The 15,621-nt window shown below is 72.1% G+C and carries 15 protein-coding genes; 3 read left to right on the top strand and 12 right to left on the bottom strand.

Annotation, left to right across the window (positions count from 1 at the left end; translation table 11 throughout):
• Positions 1–257: 257 nt before the first annotated feature.
• On the top strand, positions 258–1,250 hold the full coding sequence (locus HQQ85_RS10200) for a glutathione S-transferase family protein (protein ID WP_173182382.1): 993 nt from the start codon (positions 258–260) through the stop codon (positions 1,248–1,250).
• 29 nt (positions 1,251–1,279) lie between these two features.
• Here the strand turns inward: HQQ85_RS10200 and HQQ85_RS10195 are convergent, their stop codons facing one another.
• The 5 genes from HQQ85_RS10195 to HQQ85_RS10175 all read right to left on the bottom strand — a co-directional run bounded on the left by HQQ85_RS10195 (position 1,280) and on the right by HQQ85_RS10175 (position 5,318).
• On the bottom strand, positions 1,280–2,137 hold the full coding sequence (locus HQQ85_RS10195) for an ABC transporter permease (RefSeq protein WP_173182381.1): 858 nt from the start codon (positions 2,135–2,137) through the stop codon (positions 1,280–1,282).
• Positions 2,124–3,146, bottom strand: a complete 1,023-nt coding sequence (locus tag HQQ85_RS10190) for an ATP-binding cassette domain-containing protein (RefSeq protein ID WP_173182380.1) — start codon at positions 3,144–3,146, stop codon at positions 2,124–2,126. The genes HQQ85_RS10195 and HQQ85_RS10190 overlap by 14 nt, the downstream gene beginning before the upstream one ends.
• Positions 3,143–4,297 (bottom strand): DUF2092 domain-containing protein, encoded by a 1,155-nt coding sequence (locus tag HQQ85_RS10185; RefSeq protein WP_173182379.1) that lies wholly within the window; start codon positions 4,295–4,297, stop codon positions 3,143–3,145. The genes HQQ85_RS10190 and HQQ85_RS10185 overlap by 4 nt, the downstream gene beginning before the upstream one ends.
• Positions 4,298–4,404: 107 nt before the next feature.
• Positions 4,405–4,683, bottom strand: a complete 279-nt coding sequence (locus HQQ85_RS10180; RefSeq protein ID WP_173182378.1) for a hypothetical protein — start codon at positions 4,681–4,683, stop codon at positions 4,405–4,407.
• Between the two features lie 23 nt (positions 4,684–4,706).
• Positions 4,707–5,318 (bottom strand): 2'-5' RNA ligase family protein, encoded by a 612-nt coding sequence (locus HQQ85_RS10175; RefSeq protein WP_173182377.1) that lies wholly within the window; start codon positions 5,316–5,318, stop codon positions 4,707–4,709.
• A gap of 81 nt (positions 5,319–5,399) precedes the next feature.
• Here HQQ85_RS10175 and HQQ85_RS10170 point away from each other — a divergent pair, with 81 nt between their 5' ends.
• Positions 5,400–6,086 carry a hypothetical protein gene (locus HQQ85_RS10170; RefSeq protein WP_173182376.1) on the top strand — a complete coding sequence of 229 codons (687 nt, stop codon included), beginning with the start codon at positions 5,400–5,402 and terminating at the stop codon, positions 6,084–6,086.
• A gap of 29 nt (positions 6,087–6,115) precedes the next feature.
• Complete coding sequence (locus HQQ85_RS10165) at positions 6,116–6,634, top strand: LysM domain-containing protein (protein WP_173182375.1); 519 nt, start codon at positions 6,116–6,118, stop codon at positions 6,632–6,634.
• A gap of 13 nt (positions 6,635–6,647) precedes the next feature.
• On the opposite strand, the gene HQQ85_RS10160 is transcribed toward HQQ85_RS10165, so the two are convergent.
• From HQQ85_RS10160 to HQQ85_RS10130, 7 genes are read right to left on the bottom strand one after another with little or no spacing between them, the layout of a single operon-like run.
• Positions 6,648–7,487: a carbon-nitrogen hydrolase family protein gene (locus HQQ85_RS10160; protein WP_173182374.1), complete on the bottom strand. Its 840-nt coding sequence runs from the start codon at positions 7,485–7,487 to the stop codon at positions 6,648–6,650.
• A gap of 55 nt (positions 7,488–7,542) precedes the next feature.
• On the bottom strand, positions 7,543–8,733 hold the full coding sequence (locus HQQ85_RS10155) for an ROK family protein (RefSeq protein WP_371741839.1): 1,191 nt from the start codon (positions 8,731–8,733) through the stop codon (positions 7,543–7,545).
• A complete protein-coding gene (locus tag HQQ85_RS10150; RefSeq protein ID WP_173182373.1) occupies positions 8,730–10,076 on the bottom strand; it encodes a sugar ABC transporter substrate-binding protein in 1,347 nt (448 codons plus the stop codon). Before HQQ85_RS10150 ends, HQQ85_RS10155 begins: the two co-directional genes overlap by 4 nt.
• A gap of 38 nt (positions 10,077–10,114) precedes the next feature.
• Positions 10,115–11,071: an acetylxylan esterase gene (locus HQQ85_RS10145; protein ID WP_216851614.1), complete on the bottom strand. Its 957-nt coding sequence runs from the start codon at positions 11,069–11,071 to the stop codon at positions 10,115–10,117.
• Positions 11,071–13,638, bottom strand: a complete 2,568-nt coding sequence (locus HQQ85_RS20795) for a glycoside hydrolase N-terminal domain-containing protein (protein ID WP_216851613.1) — start codon at positions 13,636–13,638, stop codon at positions 11,071–11,073. The genes HQQ85_RS10145 and HQQ85_RS20795 overlap by 1 nt, the downstream gene beginning before the upstream one ends.
• Positions 13,635–14,600, bottom strand: a complete 966-nt coding sequence (locus HQQ85_RS10135; RefSeq protein ID WP_173182372.1) for a carbohydrate ABC transporter permease — start codon at positions 14,598–14,600, stop codon at positions 13,635–13,637. The genes HQQ85_RS20795 and HQQ85_RS10135 overlap by 4 nt, the downstream gene beginning before the upstream one ends.
• Positions 14,600–15,553 carry a carbohydrate ABC transporter permease gene (locus HQQ85_RS10130; RefSeq protein WP_173182371.1) on the bottom strand — a complete coding sequence of 318 codons (954 nt, stop codon included), beginning with the start codon at positions 15,551–15,553 and terminating at the stop codon, positions 14,600–14,602. Before HQQ85_RS10130 ends, HQQ85_RS10135 begins: the two co-directional genes overlap by 1 nt.
• Positions 15,554–15,621: the final 68 nt, after the last annotated feature.

Here is a 15,621-nt window from a genome sequence, read left to right as displayed (position 1 = left end):
GGTGATGAGGGCGGCACGTCCGTTCGGGGGTGATGAGCACGTTACTTTCGCTCGAGCAGGATGTCCAGAGCACCCGAATCGGGCCCAGCAGCCCGCTCCGGCACCCCCGTCTCGACACCGATCACTAGTGCTGACCAGGCCTTTCGCTCTTTTCATTACCCCGTATGGACCTTCTCGAGCGGTGTCATCCTGCGCTGTTCTTGAGCGAAAACTGAGCGAGTCCTGGCTCACCGGGCGACCCGGGCTAGGGTTCGAGCATGAGCTACGTGCAGCCCGGGGAGTTCACCCGCGACACCGCCTACATCGAAGATCGCATCACGCGGGACGGCCGCGACGGCTGGCCCGTGGAGGCGGGCCGCTACCGTCTCGTCGCCGCCCGCGCCTGCCCCTGGGCGAACCGCACGGTGATCGTGCGCCGCCTGCTCGGTCTCGAGGACGCCATCTCGCTCGGCCTGCCCGGCCCGACCCACGACGAGCGCAGCTGGACCTTCGACCTCGACCCCGACGGCCGCGACCCGGTGCTCGGCATCGAGCGGCTGCAGGAGGCCTACCTCGCCCGCTTCCCCGACTACCCCAAGGGCATCACGGTGCCCGCGATCGTCGAGGTGGCGAGCGGGATGGTCGTCACCAACGACTACCCGCAGATCACGCTGGACTTCTCGACCGAGTGGACGGAGTTCCACCGCCCGGGTGCCCCCGAGCTCTACCCCGAGCGCCTGCGCGACGAGATCGACGCCCTCAACGCCGAGATCTTCCGCGACGTGAACAACGGCGTCTACCGTGCCGGGTTCGCCGGATCGCAGAAGGCGTACGAACGCGCCTACGACAGGCTCTTCGAGCGACTGGACGTGCTCAGCGACCGGCTGTCGCGCCAGCGCTTCCTCGTCGGCACCACGATCACCGAGGCCGACGTGCGCCTGTTCACCACGCTCGCCCGCTTCGACGCCGTCTACCACGGGCACTTCAAGTGCAACCGGCAGAAGCTGTCCGAGATGCCGGTGCTCTGGGCCTATGCCCGCGACCTCTTCCAGACGCCGGGCTTCGGCGACACCATCGACTTCGCGCAGATCAAGGCCCACTACTACGTGGTGCACCGCGACATCAACCCGACCGGCATCATCCCCAAGGGGCCGGATGCTCGGGGCTGGCTGACTCCCCACCACCGTGAGGAGCTCGGCGGCTGGCCCTTCGGCGACGGCACGGCCCCGGCCGACCCGCCGGCGGGCGAGCGGGTGCCGGCGCTGGCGTAGGGCTCGCACCCGGCCGCAGCCCGGCCTGGCTAGGAGAGCACGTCCTTCGTGGCGAAGCGGGCGTACGAGAGCGCCCCGAAGATCGCCACGTAGGCCAGCTGCAGCCAGGCGTTGCCGGCGAACGAGCTCCAGTCGATCGGCTGCCGCAGCAGGTCGGCGAAGTCGAGCCAGTGGTAGCTCGGCAGGAACGGGTGCAGCAGCTCGGTCTGCGAGAGCTGGCCGAGCACCTGCGAGAGGATCGCCACGACGACCGTGGCGGCCATCGCGCCGACCGGTGCATCCGTCAGCGTGGAGATGAAGAGGCCGATGGCCGCCAGGCCGAGGAGGCCGAGCGCCACATAGACCGAGATGAGCAGCGCCCGCAGCAGCGCCTCGCCGACGTCGACGGTGTCGCCCGAGAGCAGTGTGACCGGGCCGATCGGGAACAGCACGGCACCCGCGAGGATGCCCGCGAGCGAGACCGTCAGGGTGGCGGCGAGGCAGAACACCACCGCCGAGGCGAATTTCACGACGAGCAGGCGGATGCGCCCGACCGGCGAGACCAGCAGATAGCGCAGCGTGCCGGTCGAGGCCTCCCCCGCGATTGAGTCGCCGGCCACCACGCCGACCGTCAGCGGCAGGAACAGCGGGATCGAGACCACGAGCGCGGTCATGCCGACGAACAGCCCGTTCTGGCTGATGCGGTCGAGGAACGCCGGGCCGCGGCCGTCGCCGCCGGTCACCCGGATGGCCACGGCGATCAGGATCGGCACAGCTGCGAGCGCGCCGAGCATCGCCTGCGTTCGGCGCCGGCGGAAGAGCACGCCGAGCTCGCTGAGGAAGAAGCCCCAGCCGAGCGCGCGGCGCGGGGAGCGGACGGTCACCGCGGTGGTGTCACTGGAGGACATCGAAGCCCTCCCCCGTCAGGGCGACGAAGCTGTCCTCGAGCGAGGGGCGGTCGACGGCGACGCCGCGCACGCGCACGCCCGCGCCGACGAGCGCCGCGACCACGTGCTCGGGCGGGAGCCCGTCGGGGAACGGGGCCGCGAGGGCGGTGTCGCCGTCGTTGGATGCCATCGGCGCATCCGCGTCGGGGATGACCTCGGGGGCCGACGCCTCGCCGGCCTCGGGGGCGGTGGCCGACGTCACCACGATGCCGAGGGGGGCCAGTGTGCGCACGGCGAGCCGCGCATCCGGAGCCGCCACCGTGAGGTGCAGCGTCGCCTGGCCGGCGGCACGCAGCTCGTCGATGGTGCCCTGCGCCACCAGGCGGCCGCCGCGCATCACGCCGATGTGGGTGCACATCTGCTCGATCTCGGCGAGCAGATGGCTCGACACGAACACGGTCGTGCCGGTCGAGGCCAGCGAGCGGATGAGGCCGCGCACCTCCCGCGTGCCCTGCGGGTCGAGGCCGTTGGTCGGCTCGTCGAGCACGATCAGCTGCCGGGGCATCAGCAGGGCGTTCGCGATGCCGAGGCGCTGCTTCATGCCGAGGGAGTAGGCGCGCACCTTCTTGCCGCCGGCCTGGGTGAGTCCGACCCGCTCGAGCGCCTCGGCCACGCGGGTGCGGCGGGTCGACCGGGGCGCCCAGCCGTCGGCCGCGTCGAGCCGGGCGAGGTTCGCGGCGCCCGAGAGGAAGGGGTAGAAGCCCGGGCCCTCGATCAGTGCGCCGACGTCGGGGAGCACGGTGCCGAGCTTGCCGGGCATCCGCTCGCCGAGCACGGAGATCTCGCCGGCCGTCGCGCTCGCGAGCCCGAGCAGCATGCGGATCGTCGTCGTCTTGCCCGAGCCGTTGGGGCCGAGGAAGCCGAACACCGCCCCGGCCGGCACGTCGAGATCGACGCCGTCGACCACCGTCTGGCGGCCGAAGCGCTTCGTCAGGCCGCTCGTCTGGATCGCGGCCGGAGCCGCGGTCACTCGGCCGGGCTGGCGGGGGCCGGGGCCGCTGCGGCCGCGCTCTGCAGCGTCTCGGCCGGAACGGCTCCGGCGAACACGCGGCCGTCGTCGGTGAGCAGCACCGAGACGAGGGTGGTCTGCAGCAGGCTGCCGCCGTCGACCTTCGTGGTCAGCTGCGAGAACATCGGCGAGGAGGTGAGCTCGGCGGTGTCGGTGCCGATCGGCAGCTCGACGACGCTGCCCCAGCCCTCGCCGGTGACGACGGGCTCCGGATGCGCGGCCGACGCCTCGGGCACGTCACCCTTCGTCGGCAGGGCCTTCTCGGTCACCGTGGTGCCCTCGGGGGCGGTGAAGTCGAAGAGCTCGGCCGAGGGGGTGTCGAGCGAGAGCTCGGTGAAGCCGACCTCGAAGGCCGGGCTGGACTCGCCCCGGGCGAGCACCTCGACCTGGAGCGGCATTCCGGTCTCGGAGTCGACCGCGATCGAGACCGAGCCGACGAGCGTGGCGTCGGTGCGCGGGGTGAGCACGAGGTCGTAGGCGTCGCGGCCGGCGACCGAGGTGTCGGCGCCGAGCGAGACGTCGGTGGAGGGGTCGACCGCGGCGAGGAAGCGCTGAGCGATGTCGGCGGGGGTGGGGACGGTGCCGGGGGTGCTTTGGGCGTCGCCGGTGTTCGCGTCGGTGCGCGCCGGCAGCGTGGTGTGCACGGCCGAGTCGTCGCTGGAGTCGTAGAGCCAGACGTCGTCGCCGTTCTTCACGATGTCGCGCTCGGCCAGCTGGTCGAGCACCTGCACGCGGAGCTTGTCGGTGCCGTCGGCGTAGACGCGCGCCTCGTGGCTGCCGGTCAGCAGCTCGAGGGCGGATTCGGGCGAGAGGCCCTGGTCGGCGGCCGTGCCGCCGTCGTCGCTGCTGCCGGACCCGCTGCTTCCGCTGCCGCCGCCTGCGCCTGCGCCGCCGAAGCCGGACAGGTCGGGGAGGCCGAGGTCGGAGCTCTGCTCGACCGTTCCCGAGAAGGTCTGCACATCGGCCTGTGCGGCGAGCTCGAGCACCTGCTCGGGCGTCTTCTCGGGCAGGTCGGCCGACGCGGAGGTGGCGAGCACCCCACCCGCGACGACCACGGCGACGACGGCGGGGGCCGCGATCGCGACCGCCCAGCGCTTCTGGTTACGAGCCATCTGGCATCACTTCTTCCGACGAACCGACGGCCGTCTGCTGCGCAGCCGCTCCGGTTGCAGCAACGGTACGCCGCGGAACCGAGAGTTGGCTCCGATTCCCGGAGCTCTCAGGCGTCGCGTTCGGCGTCGCCGCCGAGGTCGGCGGCCAGCTCGTCGGCACTCAAGCGATTGCCCGGGATGGGCCGGCGGAACTGGGTGGACTCGGCGTGCATCCGCTGCTCATCGGCCGCGCGCTCGGCATCGGGATCGTCGACCGCCGCCTCGTCGTCGACGTCGAACGCGGTGTCGTCCTGCGGGTCGCCGGCGAGGTCGCGTTCGCGCTCGGCCTCGTCGGCCTCGGCGTCGCGCGGATCTCCGACGGGCAGGAAGGGCTCAGAACTCGACATGAGCGGATGCTCGCACCCTCCGGTTACGAACGGGTGAACACGTCCCGGTCGAGCGGCGTGACGGTGGCAGTCTCGGCGTTCCAGTGCCGCAGACCGACGATCTCGCCCGCGATGTCGCCGCCGAGGAGCGCGAGGGCCGCGGGCACCTGCTCGAGCCGGATGCGGCGGGCGAGCGTGACGTGCGGCGTCCACTCCCCGGGTCGCGTGTGCAGAGCATCCTGCACCCCGCCTCCGTCAGTTCCGGCGCCTGCGTCGACCCCGGCACCGGCACCCGCGGCCGTCTCGGCCCTGGCGCCTGCAGCGAGGTGCGCGTGCACGGCCGCGTGCAGGGCGAGCAGCCCCGCGCTCGGCAGCACCGACCGCACCAGCACCCGCCGCTCCCCCGCCCCGAACAGCATCGGCGCCCCGAGAACGACCGGCAGCGGCAGCGCGACGGCGACCTCGCCCGGCAGCGCGAACGGCCCGAACCCGCCCTCGGCCGGCCGAACGGCCAGCGTGAGGTGCGGCGCGTTGCTCGCGGAGGTGTGCCCCGCGAGACTCGACATCCCGGCGGCGGCGAGCGCCTCCCACTCGGCCCGCACCGCGGCCTCCACGGCCGCGCCGAAGACCGCCTCCACGCTCACGACCGCCGCCATCCGCCCACCGTATCCCGGGTGCCGGATGAACGGTCGGTGACTGCGTGCGGGGAGGGGGGCGACGGGCTCTATTGTCGGAGGATGGTCACGATCGTCATCCCGTGGAGGCCGCAGCCCTCCCGCCTCGCCGCGTTCGACGCGGTGGTCGCCTGGTACCGCGAGGAGCTCGGCGACGTGCCGGTGCTGATCGTGGATTCGGACGACGACGTGTTCAACCTCGCGCGCTGCCGCAACCTCGGCGTGGGGCGGCTGGCCGATCCCGACGAGGTCGTGGTGATCGGCGACGCCGACACCATCCCCGAGGGCGGCGCCCTGCGCGAGGCGATCGCCGCGGCGGCCACCTCGGGCCGCGTGCACCTGCCCTACACCGAGTACCGCTGGCTCGGCGCGGCCGGCACCGCGCAGCACGCCGCGGGCATCCCGCTCGCCGACTGCGTCCACGAGGTCGTGCGCGGTGCCTGCTCCGGCGTCTACGTCACCACGCCCGCGACCTGGGCGAGCCACGGCGGGCAGGACGAGCGGTTCCGCGGCTGGGGCTTCGAGGACGCGGCGTGGCACGTCGCCCACGAGACGCTGCTCGGCGAACCGCCGCGCCGGCACGAGGGCCGCGTCTTCGCGCTCCACCACGTCGCCGAGCTCCGCGAGGGCCCGAACTACGAGGCCAACGCCGCCCTGATGGCCCGCTACCGCGCGGCCGCCACCCTCCCCGCCGAGATGCGCCGCCTCCTGCACGGCGAGGCCCCAGCCGAGGCGCAGCCGGTCGAGTAGAGCGACAGCCGGGTCGGTAGCATTCGGGGATGACTCGCCTACTTCCTGCGGCAGGGGCCGTGCTGTGCGTCGCGCTCCTGTCAGGATGCTCGCTGCTGTCGCCGCAGGCGGCTCCGGTGACGGTCACGGCGACGGTCGTCACGACGGCGACCGCAACGCCGACCCCATCCCCGCAGCCGACCGAAGAGCCTCCGCCGGTTCCCGAAGTTCCGACAGCTCCCCCGGAACCGCTGCCGCCGACCCGGCCCAACGATGCCGGCGGCCAGACCGACGGAGGCAACACCCCGAACACCCCCTGGGTGGAGGACACGGGCCCCGCGCCCTACGCGGACGGACCAGCCGACCAGGTCAACGACTACGAGTACCGCTACACCGTGACGGACAACGACACCGTCCTGGCGATCGCCTCCCGGTTCCAGCTGCAGACGGCCGACGTCGTCCGCGTCAACTTCCCCTGCACCGACCCGCTCGCGGTGCAGCCGGGCGACGTGCTCGACATCCGCTGGCCGCTCGACGCCGAGGTGCTCGGAAGCGGCCCGGGCTGCTGAGCCGTCCCGAACCTCAGGCAGCCGGCCGCAGGGGCACCGTAGCGACGACGAGCTCCGCCGCGTCGGCTCCGAAGCGGGCTCGGGCGAGCACTGCCCCGTCAGCATCGACGGCGAGCGAGCTGCCGATGCACGTCCAGCCGTCCCACTTTCCGCCGACGACCGGGCCCACGTTGCTGACGCCCACGACGGGCATCCCGGTCGAGCGGGCGAGAGCTCCGTACGCCTCGACCCACTCCTCGTAGGGTTCCTCGTCCACGTCACGGTCGGCGCGCACGGCCCACGACGACGGGGACAGGAGGATCCGAGCACCCATGTGGGCGGCACTCCTGCCGAGGGTGAGGGAGGAGAGATGGTTGTCGGCGCAGATGTTCAGCCCGACCACCCCGAGCGGGGTGCTCTCGACCGAGACGCTCCGCCCGGTCAGGTAGAGCTTCCGGGCGAAGTCGAGCTCGTTGATCTTGCGGTGGTAGCCGATCACGTCGCCCGTGGACGCGATGAGCACGGCCGCGTTGTACAGCCCCTCGTCGGCGAGCTCGGTGAAGCCCGAGGCGATCATCAGGCCGTTCTCGCGGGCCAGGTCGCTCAGCGCGGCGACGGTGCTTCCTCCTCGGGGTGTGGCGAGCCGGCCGGCATCGGGGTGCGTCCAGCCGGCATCGAAGCACTCCGGCAGCACGAGGACGTCGCAGCCGGCGGCCGCCGCCTCTGCGGCCATCGTCGCGGCGCGGAGGAGATTGCCCGGGAGATCGCCCGGGACGACCAGCATCTGACCCAGCCCCACCCGGACGTCGATCGGCAGCTCAACCGCTCCCGCGCCGGAGCCGGGCAGCACCGGAACGGTGATCGACGTGGCCATGGTGTGTCCTCCGAAGGCAAGGATAGGGCGGAGCGGAGGCGAGCCGCCGGCCCGCTCAGAACTCCTGGCGCACCGCCGCGCGGATGAGGGAGGCCGCCGCACCGCGGGCCCAGTCCTCGAAGGTGTGCGCCCGCGTCACCAGCACGCAGTCCGCCGCCGCCCCGAAGGCGTGCGCCGCGAAGGTCGAGCGGATGGTGCGCTCGTAGAGCTCGAACTCCTGCATGCCCTCGCCCGCCACGAGCACCGTGTCCGGTCCGGTGAGGTTCGCCACGATGGCGAGCGCGGCCCCGATGGCGGTGCCCGCGCGGTCGAAGGCCGCCACGGCGCCGGGCACGCCCTCCCGCGCCAGGCCGGCGGCCTCGGCGAGGGTGAGCAGCGGAGCATCCGTCGCCGCCCGCACCGCCCGCAGGACCGCGCCCGACGAGGCCACCGCCTCGACGCAGCCCCGCCGCCCGCAGACGCAGACCGCGTCGAGCGACGCCAGCGGCAGGTGCCCGAGCTCGCCGGCGACTCCGTGCGCCCCTGACACCACGTCGTCGTTGAGATACAGCCCGCAGCCGATGCCCGAGCCGATCGTCACGACCGCCAACGAGCCCGAGTCGCGGCCCACGCCGAACCAGTGCTCCGCGATGGTGAGCGCCCGCACGTCGTTGTCGACCCGCACCGGCACCCCGAGCCGAGTGGCGAGCGGATGCGCGAGCGGCACGCCCCGCCAGCCCAGAAGCGGTGAGTCCCGCACGATCCCGGTCGCGGCGTCGACGTCACCCGACACGGCGACGCCGAGCCCGATCAGCCGGGAGGCCCGGTCGCCGAGTAGCGCGCCCAGCTCCTCGGCGACCCCGGCGACCGCCTCGATGACGGCGGCGGGCGAGGTGGACCCGAGCGGGCGCCGCACCACGTGCAGGATGTCGGCGGTCATCCCCGTGGCGACCCCGATCACCTCGTCGGGGTTGACCTTGACGCCGAGCACGAGCCGGGCCGAGGGCACCACCCGCAGGGGGTGCACCGGCCGGCCCGGCGCCGCCCCGGCCGCAGCGGTGCCGGCCAGGGGGCGGTCGACGGCGACGATGCCGTCCAGGAGCAGGGGCGCCACCGTCTTGGTGACGGCCGCCTGCGAGAGGCCGGTCTGCCGGCCGACGTCGATCCGGCCGATCGGACCGTGGGTGAGGATGCGCGTGAAGATGTCGACCGAGGCCGGCGTCCTCAGCGTCAGCCGCGCATCCTCACCCGTGCCGGTGGCGATCACCCGGCCAGGATCTCTTTCGAGGTCGCGGCCATCTCGGGGAAGACGTCGTCGTCGCGCTCGTGCGTGAAGAACGCCTCCATCAGGGGCTGGATCGTCGTGCCCATCTCGGAGCCGTTGGCGGAGGGGTAGGCCGGGTAGATCCAGCCGTTCTTCGCCGCGTCGACGAAGACGCCGAGGTCGACGCCCTTCGCGAGCTGGTCGGCCGCGACCGCGTCCATGGCGCCGGGGATCGACGGGAAGAACGAGCCGCTCTTCAGCGCCGCCTTCGTCTGGCAGTCCTCGGACCCCATGTAGGAGATCCACTTCCAGGCGTTGTCCTTGTTCTTCGACCCGGCCCAGAGCTCGTTGCCGTTGGAGTTCGACATCATCGAGCGGGTGGTGCCGTCGGGGCCGAGCACGGTCGGGGCGATGCCGACCTTCAGGCCCGGCAGCTGGGCGAAGGTGGTCGCCGACCACGATCCACCGGAGGACATGGCCACCTTGCCCGAGCCGAGCTGCTCGGTGTCGCCGATCGTGAACTCGCCGAGCTTCGGCGCGATGCCGCGGTCGGAGAGGCCGCGCACCCAGTCCATCGTCTTGATGAATTCGGGGTCGTCGTAGCGGAACTGGGTGGCCCAGGCGGCCGGGTCGCCGATCTTCCAGCCGGTGGTCGAGATGAACGGGTTCCAGGTGGTCTGGCCGATGTAGTCCTCGGTGCCGAGGTTGCCGACGCCGTAGGTGGCGACCTTGGTCTTGTCGAAGCCGGGCTCGTCGCCGCGCACGCCGTTCTCGTCGATCGTCAGGTGCGTGGCGATCTCGTCGAAGGTGCCGCCGTCGTCGGGGTTCCAGGTCATCGAGGCGATGTCGTCGGCGGTGTAGCCGGCCTGGGTGACCATGTCCTCGTTGAAGTAGATGGCGCTCGCGGCCCAGTCCAGCGGCAGGGCGTACTGCTTGCCGTCGGTGTACTTCCAGTTCTCGACGCCGACGTTGAACACGCCGAGGTCGTAGTCGCTCTTCGCGATGTAGTCGTCCAGCGGCTCGAGCTGCCCCTGCTTGGCGTAGGCGTCGAAGAACTGCACGCTGTTCTGGAAGGCGTCGGGCGCGTTGCCCGCCACGAAGCCCGCGGTGAGCTTGGTGAAGTAGTCGTCGACGCCGTACTGCGAGATGTTGACGGTGACGCCGGGGTTCTCCTCCTCGAAGCCGGCCAGGCACTCCTTGTACGACACGGCCTGCTTCTCGTCCCAGGTCCACCAGTTCACGGTGCCGCCGGCGGAGTCTCCCCCGCCGCCTCCCGCGGAGCAGGCGGCGAGCGGTGCGGCCAGGGCCAGCACGGCCAGGGCGGGGATCAGTCTTCTCGTTCTCATGGTTCCTCTTCGATCATGATGTGCAGGGCGGTGTGGTGTCAGGCCGGGCCGACGGTCTCGGAGAGCACCCGGAGGGCACCCGCGAGGTCGTGCGACCCGCCTGCGTCGTGGCCGTTGAACGGCCAGGTGACGATGTGACGTTCGGCGGCCCACGCGTTGTGGACCGCGAACACGGTGGAGGGCGGGGTGATGTCGTCCATCAGCCCGGCCGAGAACCAGGCGGGCACCCGGGCGCGGGTGGCGAGGTTCACGGTGTCGACATAGGCGAGCGTCTGCAGCGCCAGCGCCTCGAGGTGGCGGGCCCGTGTGAGCAGGTCGGCGATCTCGCGGTAGGGGTAGCGGTCGGTGGCGCCGACGGCCCGGGGCAGGTCGGCGAGGAAGGGGGCCTGAGCGAGCACGGCGCGCACGTCCTCCGAGAGCACGCCCGCCGCGATCGCGATGCCGCCGCCCTGGCTGTTGCCGGCGACGGCGACCCGGTCGGGGTCGACCTCGTCGAGCCCGCGCACGGCGTCGACGGCCCGCACGGCGTCGGTGAACACGCGACGGTAGTAGTAGGAGTGCGGGTCGGTGATGCCCCGGGTCAGGAAACCCGAGGGCGCGATGGACTCGAAGCCGGGGTCGACCGTTCCGCCGTCGCCCTGTCCGCGCGTGTCCATCACGAGGTGGGCGTAACCGGCGGTCGCGAACAGCAGGTCGTCGATCGGGGCGCCGCGCCCGGCTCCGTAGCCGGTGAAGTGCACGACGGCGGGCAGCGGGCGGTCGCGCATCCTGGGCAGCCTGAGCCAGGCCCGCACCGGATCGCCGCCGAAGCCGGGGAAGGTCAGGTCGAACACCTCGACCCCCACGAGGCCGGTGTCGACGGGGGTGCGGATGACCGTTCCGCCCGTGTCGCGTGCGGAGGCGATCGTGTCGGCCCAGAACTCGTCGAAGTCGTCGGGCACGGTCTGGCTGCTGCGGTACTCCCGCAGCACCTCGAGCGGAGCGTCGACGAGCATCAGCGCACCCCTGCCGTAGCCGGGACGAGCGCGGAGAGGTCGAGCACGGTCTCGCCGGCGTCGAGCGGCACGCGCATCCGCCGGCCCCGCAGCTCGACCTCGACGACCCGGGGCGAGGCCTCGGCGAGGCGCCGCACGACCACCTCGACCGGCTGACCCCCGGCCCAGCGGAGGTCGACCGCCAGGGCGCCGGGCAGCCGTGCGCCCAGCAGCTCGCCGTCGGACCACGCCTCGGGCAGGGCGGGCAGCAGCCGCACCGCCCCCTCGGCCGTGCCGAGCACCAGCTCACGCACGGCGGCCGCGAAGCCGAAGTTGCCGTCGAGCTGCACCGGCGGATGCGTCGAGAACAGGTTAGGCAGCAGGCCGCCCCACTCCGAGCCGTCGACGGGCGCGAGCCGACGGTGGTCGCGCTCGAACGGGGTGCTCGCCTCGCGCAGCAGCTCGCGGGCCGTCTCGCCGTCGCCGAGGCGGGCGCGCAGGGCGATCTTCCAGGCCCACGACCAGCCCATCGCACCCGGGCCGCGCCGGTCGAGGGTCGCCACGGCGGCCTTCGCGAGCTCGGGCGTCGTGGCCGGGTCGATCAGGCCGAGCGGGTAGACCGCGATCATCTGCGACATGTGCCGGTGGTCGGGGTCGACCTCCACGAGGTCGGCGCCCCACTCGCGCAGCCGGCCGTCGGCGGTGGCCGCGAACCCCACGAGCCGGGGCAGCGCCTCTGCGATCTCGGCGAGCACCGGATGCTCGAGCCCGAGCACCCCGGCCGCCTCCGTCACCCGCCCGAACAGCGCCCGGATCAGGGCGATGTCCATGGTGGAGGACTGCGCGAGCGACTCGGCGTGGCCGTCGGGCCCGCGGAAGAGGTTCTCGGGCGAGGTCGACGGGACCGTGCGGAGCCCGCGGGTGCCGTCCCCGGCGCCGTCGGAACCGTCAGCGGGGTGGGCGTCGTCGACCAGCCAGTCGAGCGCGAACTCCGCGGCGCCGACGAGCACCGGCCAGGCCCGCTTGCGCAGGAACCGCTCGTCGAGCGAGTAGCGCCAGTGCTGCCAGAGATGATCGGTGAGCCACAGCCCGCCCATCATCCAGATGGCCCAGGAGGGATTGCCGTGCCCCGCGCCGACCGGCAGCGAGTAGCCCCACGGGTCGGTGTTGTGATGGGCGACCCAGCCGCGGGTGCCGTAGAGCCGGCGCGCGGTCTCGGCGCCCGTGACCGAGAGCCGGTCGATCAGATCGATCAGCGGCCCGTGGCAGACGCCGAGCCCGCTCGACTCGGCGGCCCAGTAGTTCATCTCGGTGTTGATGTTGATCGTGTAGTTCGACGACCACGGCGGACGCAGCCGGTCGTTCCAGATGCCCTGCAGGTTCGCCGGCGGCGAGCCCTGGCGGGAGGCGGCGACCAGGAGGTACCGCCCGAACTGGGTGAGCACGGTGGCCGTGAGAGTGTCGTCGTCGCTGTGCAGCACGTCGCGGGCGACGTCGAACAGCCCCGCGCGGCGGGCGCCGATCCGCAGCGTCGAGGCGCCGAGCAGCGGTCGCACGTCGTCGAGGTGGGCGGCGAGCAGCTCGGCCGGGGCGGTCGCGGCGGCCCGCTCGGCGAGCTGCAGCGTGTCGGCGATCAGCGCGGGGCGGCCGGTGGCGGCGAGGTCGGAACCGTCGCCCCGCCACCAGCGCCGGCCGGTGCTGTCGGTGGCGATCGCCACGAGGGCCCGGCGCACGCCGGTGAGACGGATGCCCGTGCCGGCCGCCGCGGCGACCCCGTCGCTCCGCACGGCCACCGCGATCGCGGCGTAGGGGTCGTAGGCGGCGGCACCCGCGTTCCGCTCGTCGCGGTAGACCAGCGGTTCGGCGACCTGCTCCTCGTGCAGCGGGGCGCCGTCGACCGGCAGGCGGACGCCCAGGGCGAGCGACGCCGCGCCGGAGCGGTCGCCCGCACCCTCGCCCGCGGCGGCACCCGCACCCGAACCGGCACTGGTCCGCTCCAGCCGCAGCGGCGTCGAGAGCTCGAGCGTGATGTCCGTCGGCACGTCGTAGCCGAGGTGCACGAGCACGCAGCCCGCCGGGGCGGAGGCCCAGACGGTGCGGATGGTGCGTGATCCGTCGACGCCGGCCCTCTCGCGCACGACCGCGTCGTCGAGGTCGAGCTCGCGGGCGTAGGACCCCGCGACCCCGGCGTCGCCCGAACCCGCGGCACGCGCATCCGGCAGCTCGGTCACGACCAGCTCGCCGAGCGGCAGGAACTCCTGGCTCCACGGCCCTTCGAACGAGTACAGCAGCCGCTCGGCCTCGCGGTAGTCGCCGCGGTCGATCGCGGCCCGCACCTCGGCCAGCCGCTCGGGGCCGGCCCCACCCGCGATCAGCTCGTCGAGGGCCAGCGACCCGGCCGACGGCGTACCCGACCAGACCGAGGAGTCGTTCAACTGCAGCCGGGTGCCCGAGCGCCCGCCGAAGACCATGGCGCCGGTGCGGCCGTTGCCGACCGGGGCGGCCTCGACCCACTCGGCGGCGGGTGCGGTGAAGCCGAGGCGTAGCGCGTCGGCGCGCGGGCGCTCGTGCAGGGAGAGCTCGGTCATTTCAGCCCCGTGAATCCGATGGAGTTGACGATGCGCTTGCCGAAGACGAGGAAGAGCAGCAGCATCGGCAGCGCGGCGACGAGGGTGGCCGCCATCAGCCCGGCCCAGTCGGGCGAGGCCTGCGGCGACGACTGCTTGAACACCGCGAGGGCCAGCGTGAGCGGCCGCACCGAGTCGTCGCTCGTGACGAGCAGGGGCCAGAAGTAGTCGTTCCAGGCGGTGATGAAGCCGAGGATCGACAGGGTGATGATCGGGCCCGAGGTCATCGGCAGCGTGATCTGGAACAGCACCCGGATCCGCCCGGCGCCGTCGATCAGCGCCGCCTCCTCGATCTCCTCGCTGAGGCCCAGCATGAACTGGCGCAGGAAGAAGATGTTGAAGGCCGAGAACAGGGCCGTCGGCAGGATCATGCCCGCGAAGGTGTTGAGCAGGCCCAGGTCCTTCACGAGCACGAAGTTCGGCAGCAGGGTCAGGATGCCCGGCACCATCAGTGCCGCGAGGAAGACCGAGAACATCAGGTCCCGCCCCCGCCACCGCAGCCGCGCGAAGGCGTACGCCGCGATGGTCGAGAAGAACACGATCGCCACGGTCTGCACGGTCGCGTAGATCACCGAGTTCAGCAGGAAGTGCAGGATCTCGATCGAGGCGCCCGAGCCGCCCTCGGAGAGCGACTGCTCCTGGCTGGCGATGCCGAGCACCCGGGCGAAGGCGCCCCAGGTGAAGTCGACGGGCAGGAGCGATCCCGGGTCGCGGATGAGGGAGTAGTTGTTCGAGAAGGCGGTGCGGAGCATCCAGTAGAACGGGAAGATCGTCACGACCAGCACGATCACGATGTACAGCCAGGCCACGGCCCGGCCCGGCGAGAACCGGGAGATCGTGCGGCCGCGTGGCGCCTTCGGGCGTTCAGGCGTGGTGAGCACCTCGGTGGTCACGCGGGGGGTGGGCTTCAGGATGGTGGTCATCAGTTGGTGTCCGATTCGCTCGCCCGCATGAGCCGCATCTGCAGGAAGGTGATGATGATGAGCATCGCGAAGAGCGCGAGCGACATCGTGGCGCCGTAGCCGAAGTCGAACTGGCCGAAGGCCTTGTCGTAGATGTACATCTGCAGCACGTTCGAGGCGTTGGCGGGCCCGCCCTTGGTGGTGACCGCGACGATGTCGAACACCTGGAACGAGCCGATCACGGTGAGCACGAGCACCATCGCGAGGATGGGGCGGAGGAGCGGGAGCGTGAGGCGGCGGAACATCTGCACCTCGTTGGCGCCGTCGATGCGGCCGGCCTCGTAGATGGTGGGCGGGATGGTCTGCAGCCCGGCGAAGATGATGATCGCGTTGTAGCCCATCGACTTCCAGACGCTGATCATGGCGATCGAGGGGATGGCCCAGGCCCGCGAGCCGAGGAACATGATCGGCTCGCCGGTGAGCTGTTCGATCAGCATGTTCACGACGCCGAGCTGGGAGTCGAGCATCCACGACCAGGTGGTCGCGGCGACGACGCCCGAGATCAGGAACGGCAGGATGATGATGCCGCGCACGACCGTGTTCGAGGTGAGCCGGTGCAGCACCACGGCGGTGACGAGCGAGATCGTCATGCCGAACACCACGCTGAGCAGCACGAAGTAGACCGTGACGCCGAGCGACGACCAGAACACCTGGTCGCCGAACAGCCGCACGAAGTTGTCGAAGCCGGTGATGGTCGGCGGCGTGAGCACCTTGAAGTCGGTGAAGCTCAGGTAGATGCCGCGGAGCGTCGGGTAGAGGAAGAACACCAGGAACCCGAGGAGCGCCGGGGCGATCAGCACCCAGGCAAGTCGCCCGTCGTTCCGGTGCGCCGGGGAGTGCGAGTTGATCGCCCCCTGGCCCCTGACACGGGTGCTCTTCGCGGCGCGGGTGCCGCGAGACGCTGTAATCGCCATTGATCTCGCCCATCTGGTAGGTCGTGCTCGAGTTGCGGTGTCAGCATAAGTAGCAATAATTGATAGTG

The organism is Herbiconiux sp. VKM Ac-2851, from assembly GCF_013205105.1.
Classification (GTDB): domain Bacteria; phylum Actinomycetota; class Actinomycetes; order Actinomycetales; family Microbacteriaceae; genus Herbiconiux; species Herbiconiux flava.
Note: the sequence above shows the minus strand (reverse complement) of the source record. Positions and strands in the feature narration are given on the sequence as shown.

Excerpts from the sequence above, each read along its gene's own strand:
- HQQ85_RS10200 (WP_173182382.1), top strand. The coding sequence starts at position 258 with ATGAGCTACGTGCAGCCCGGGGAGTTCACCCGCGACACCGCCTACATC.
- HQQ85_RS10195 (WP_173182381.1), bottom strand. The coding sequence starts at position 2,137 with ATGTCCTCCAGTGACACCACCGCGGTGACCGTCCGCTCCCCGCGCCGC.
- HQQ85_RS10185 (WP_173182379.1), bottom strand. The coding sequence starts at position 4,297 with ATGGCTCGTAACCAGAAGCGCTGGGCGGTCGCGATCGCGGCCCCCGCC.
- HQQ85_RS10180 (WP_173182378.1), bottom strand. The coding sequence starts at position 4,683 with ATGTCGAGTTCTGAGCCCTTCCTGCCCGTCGGAGATCCGCGCGACGCC.
- HQQ85_RS10175 (WP_173182377.1), bottom strand. The coding sequence starts at position 5,318 with ATGGCGGCGGTCGTGAGCGTGGAGGCGGTCTTCGGCGCGGCCGTGGAG.
- HQQ85_RS10170 (WP_173182376.1), top strand. The coding sequence starts at position 5,400 with ATGGTCACGATCGTCATCCCGTGGAGGCCGCAGCCCTCCCGCCTCGCC.
- HQQ85_RS10165 (WP_173182375.1), top strand. The coding sequence starts at position 6,116 with ATGACTCGCCTACTTCCTGCGGCAGGGGCCGTGCTGTGCGTCGCGCTC.
- HQQ85_RS10160 (WP_173182374.1), bottom strand. The coding sequence starts at position 7,487 with ATGGCCACGTCGATCACCGTTCCGGTGCTGCCCGGCTCCGGCGCGGGA.
- HQQ85_RS10150 (WP_173182373.1), bottom strand. The coding sequence starts at position 10,076 with ATGAGAACGAGAAGACTGATCCCCGCCCTGGCCGTGCTGGCCCTGGCC.
- HQQ85_RS10145 (WP_216851614.1), bottom strand. The coding sequence starts at position 11,071 with ATGCTCGTCGACGCTCCGCTCGAGGTGCTGCGGGAGTACCGCAGCAGC.
- HQQ85_RS20795 (WP_216851613.1), bottom strand. The coding sequence starts at position 13,638 with ATGACCGAGCTCTCCCTGCACGAGCGCCCGCGCGCCGACGCGCTACGC.
- HQQ85_RS10135 (WP_173182372.1), bottom strand. The coding sequence starts at position 14,600 with ATGACCACCATCCTGAAGCCCACCCCCCGCGTGACCACCGAGGTGCTC.
- HQQ85_RS10130 (WP_173182371.1), bottom strand. The coding sequence starts at position 15,553 with ATGGCGATTACAGCGTCTCGCGGCACCCGCGCCGCGAAGAGCACCCGT.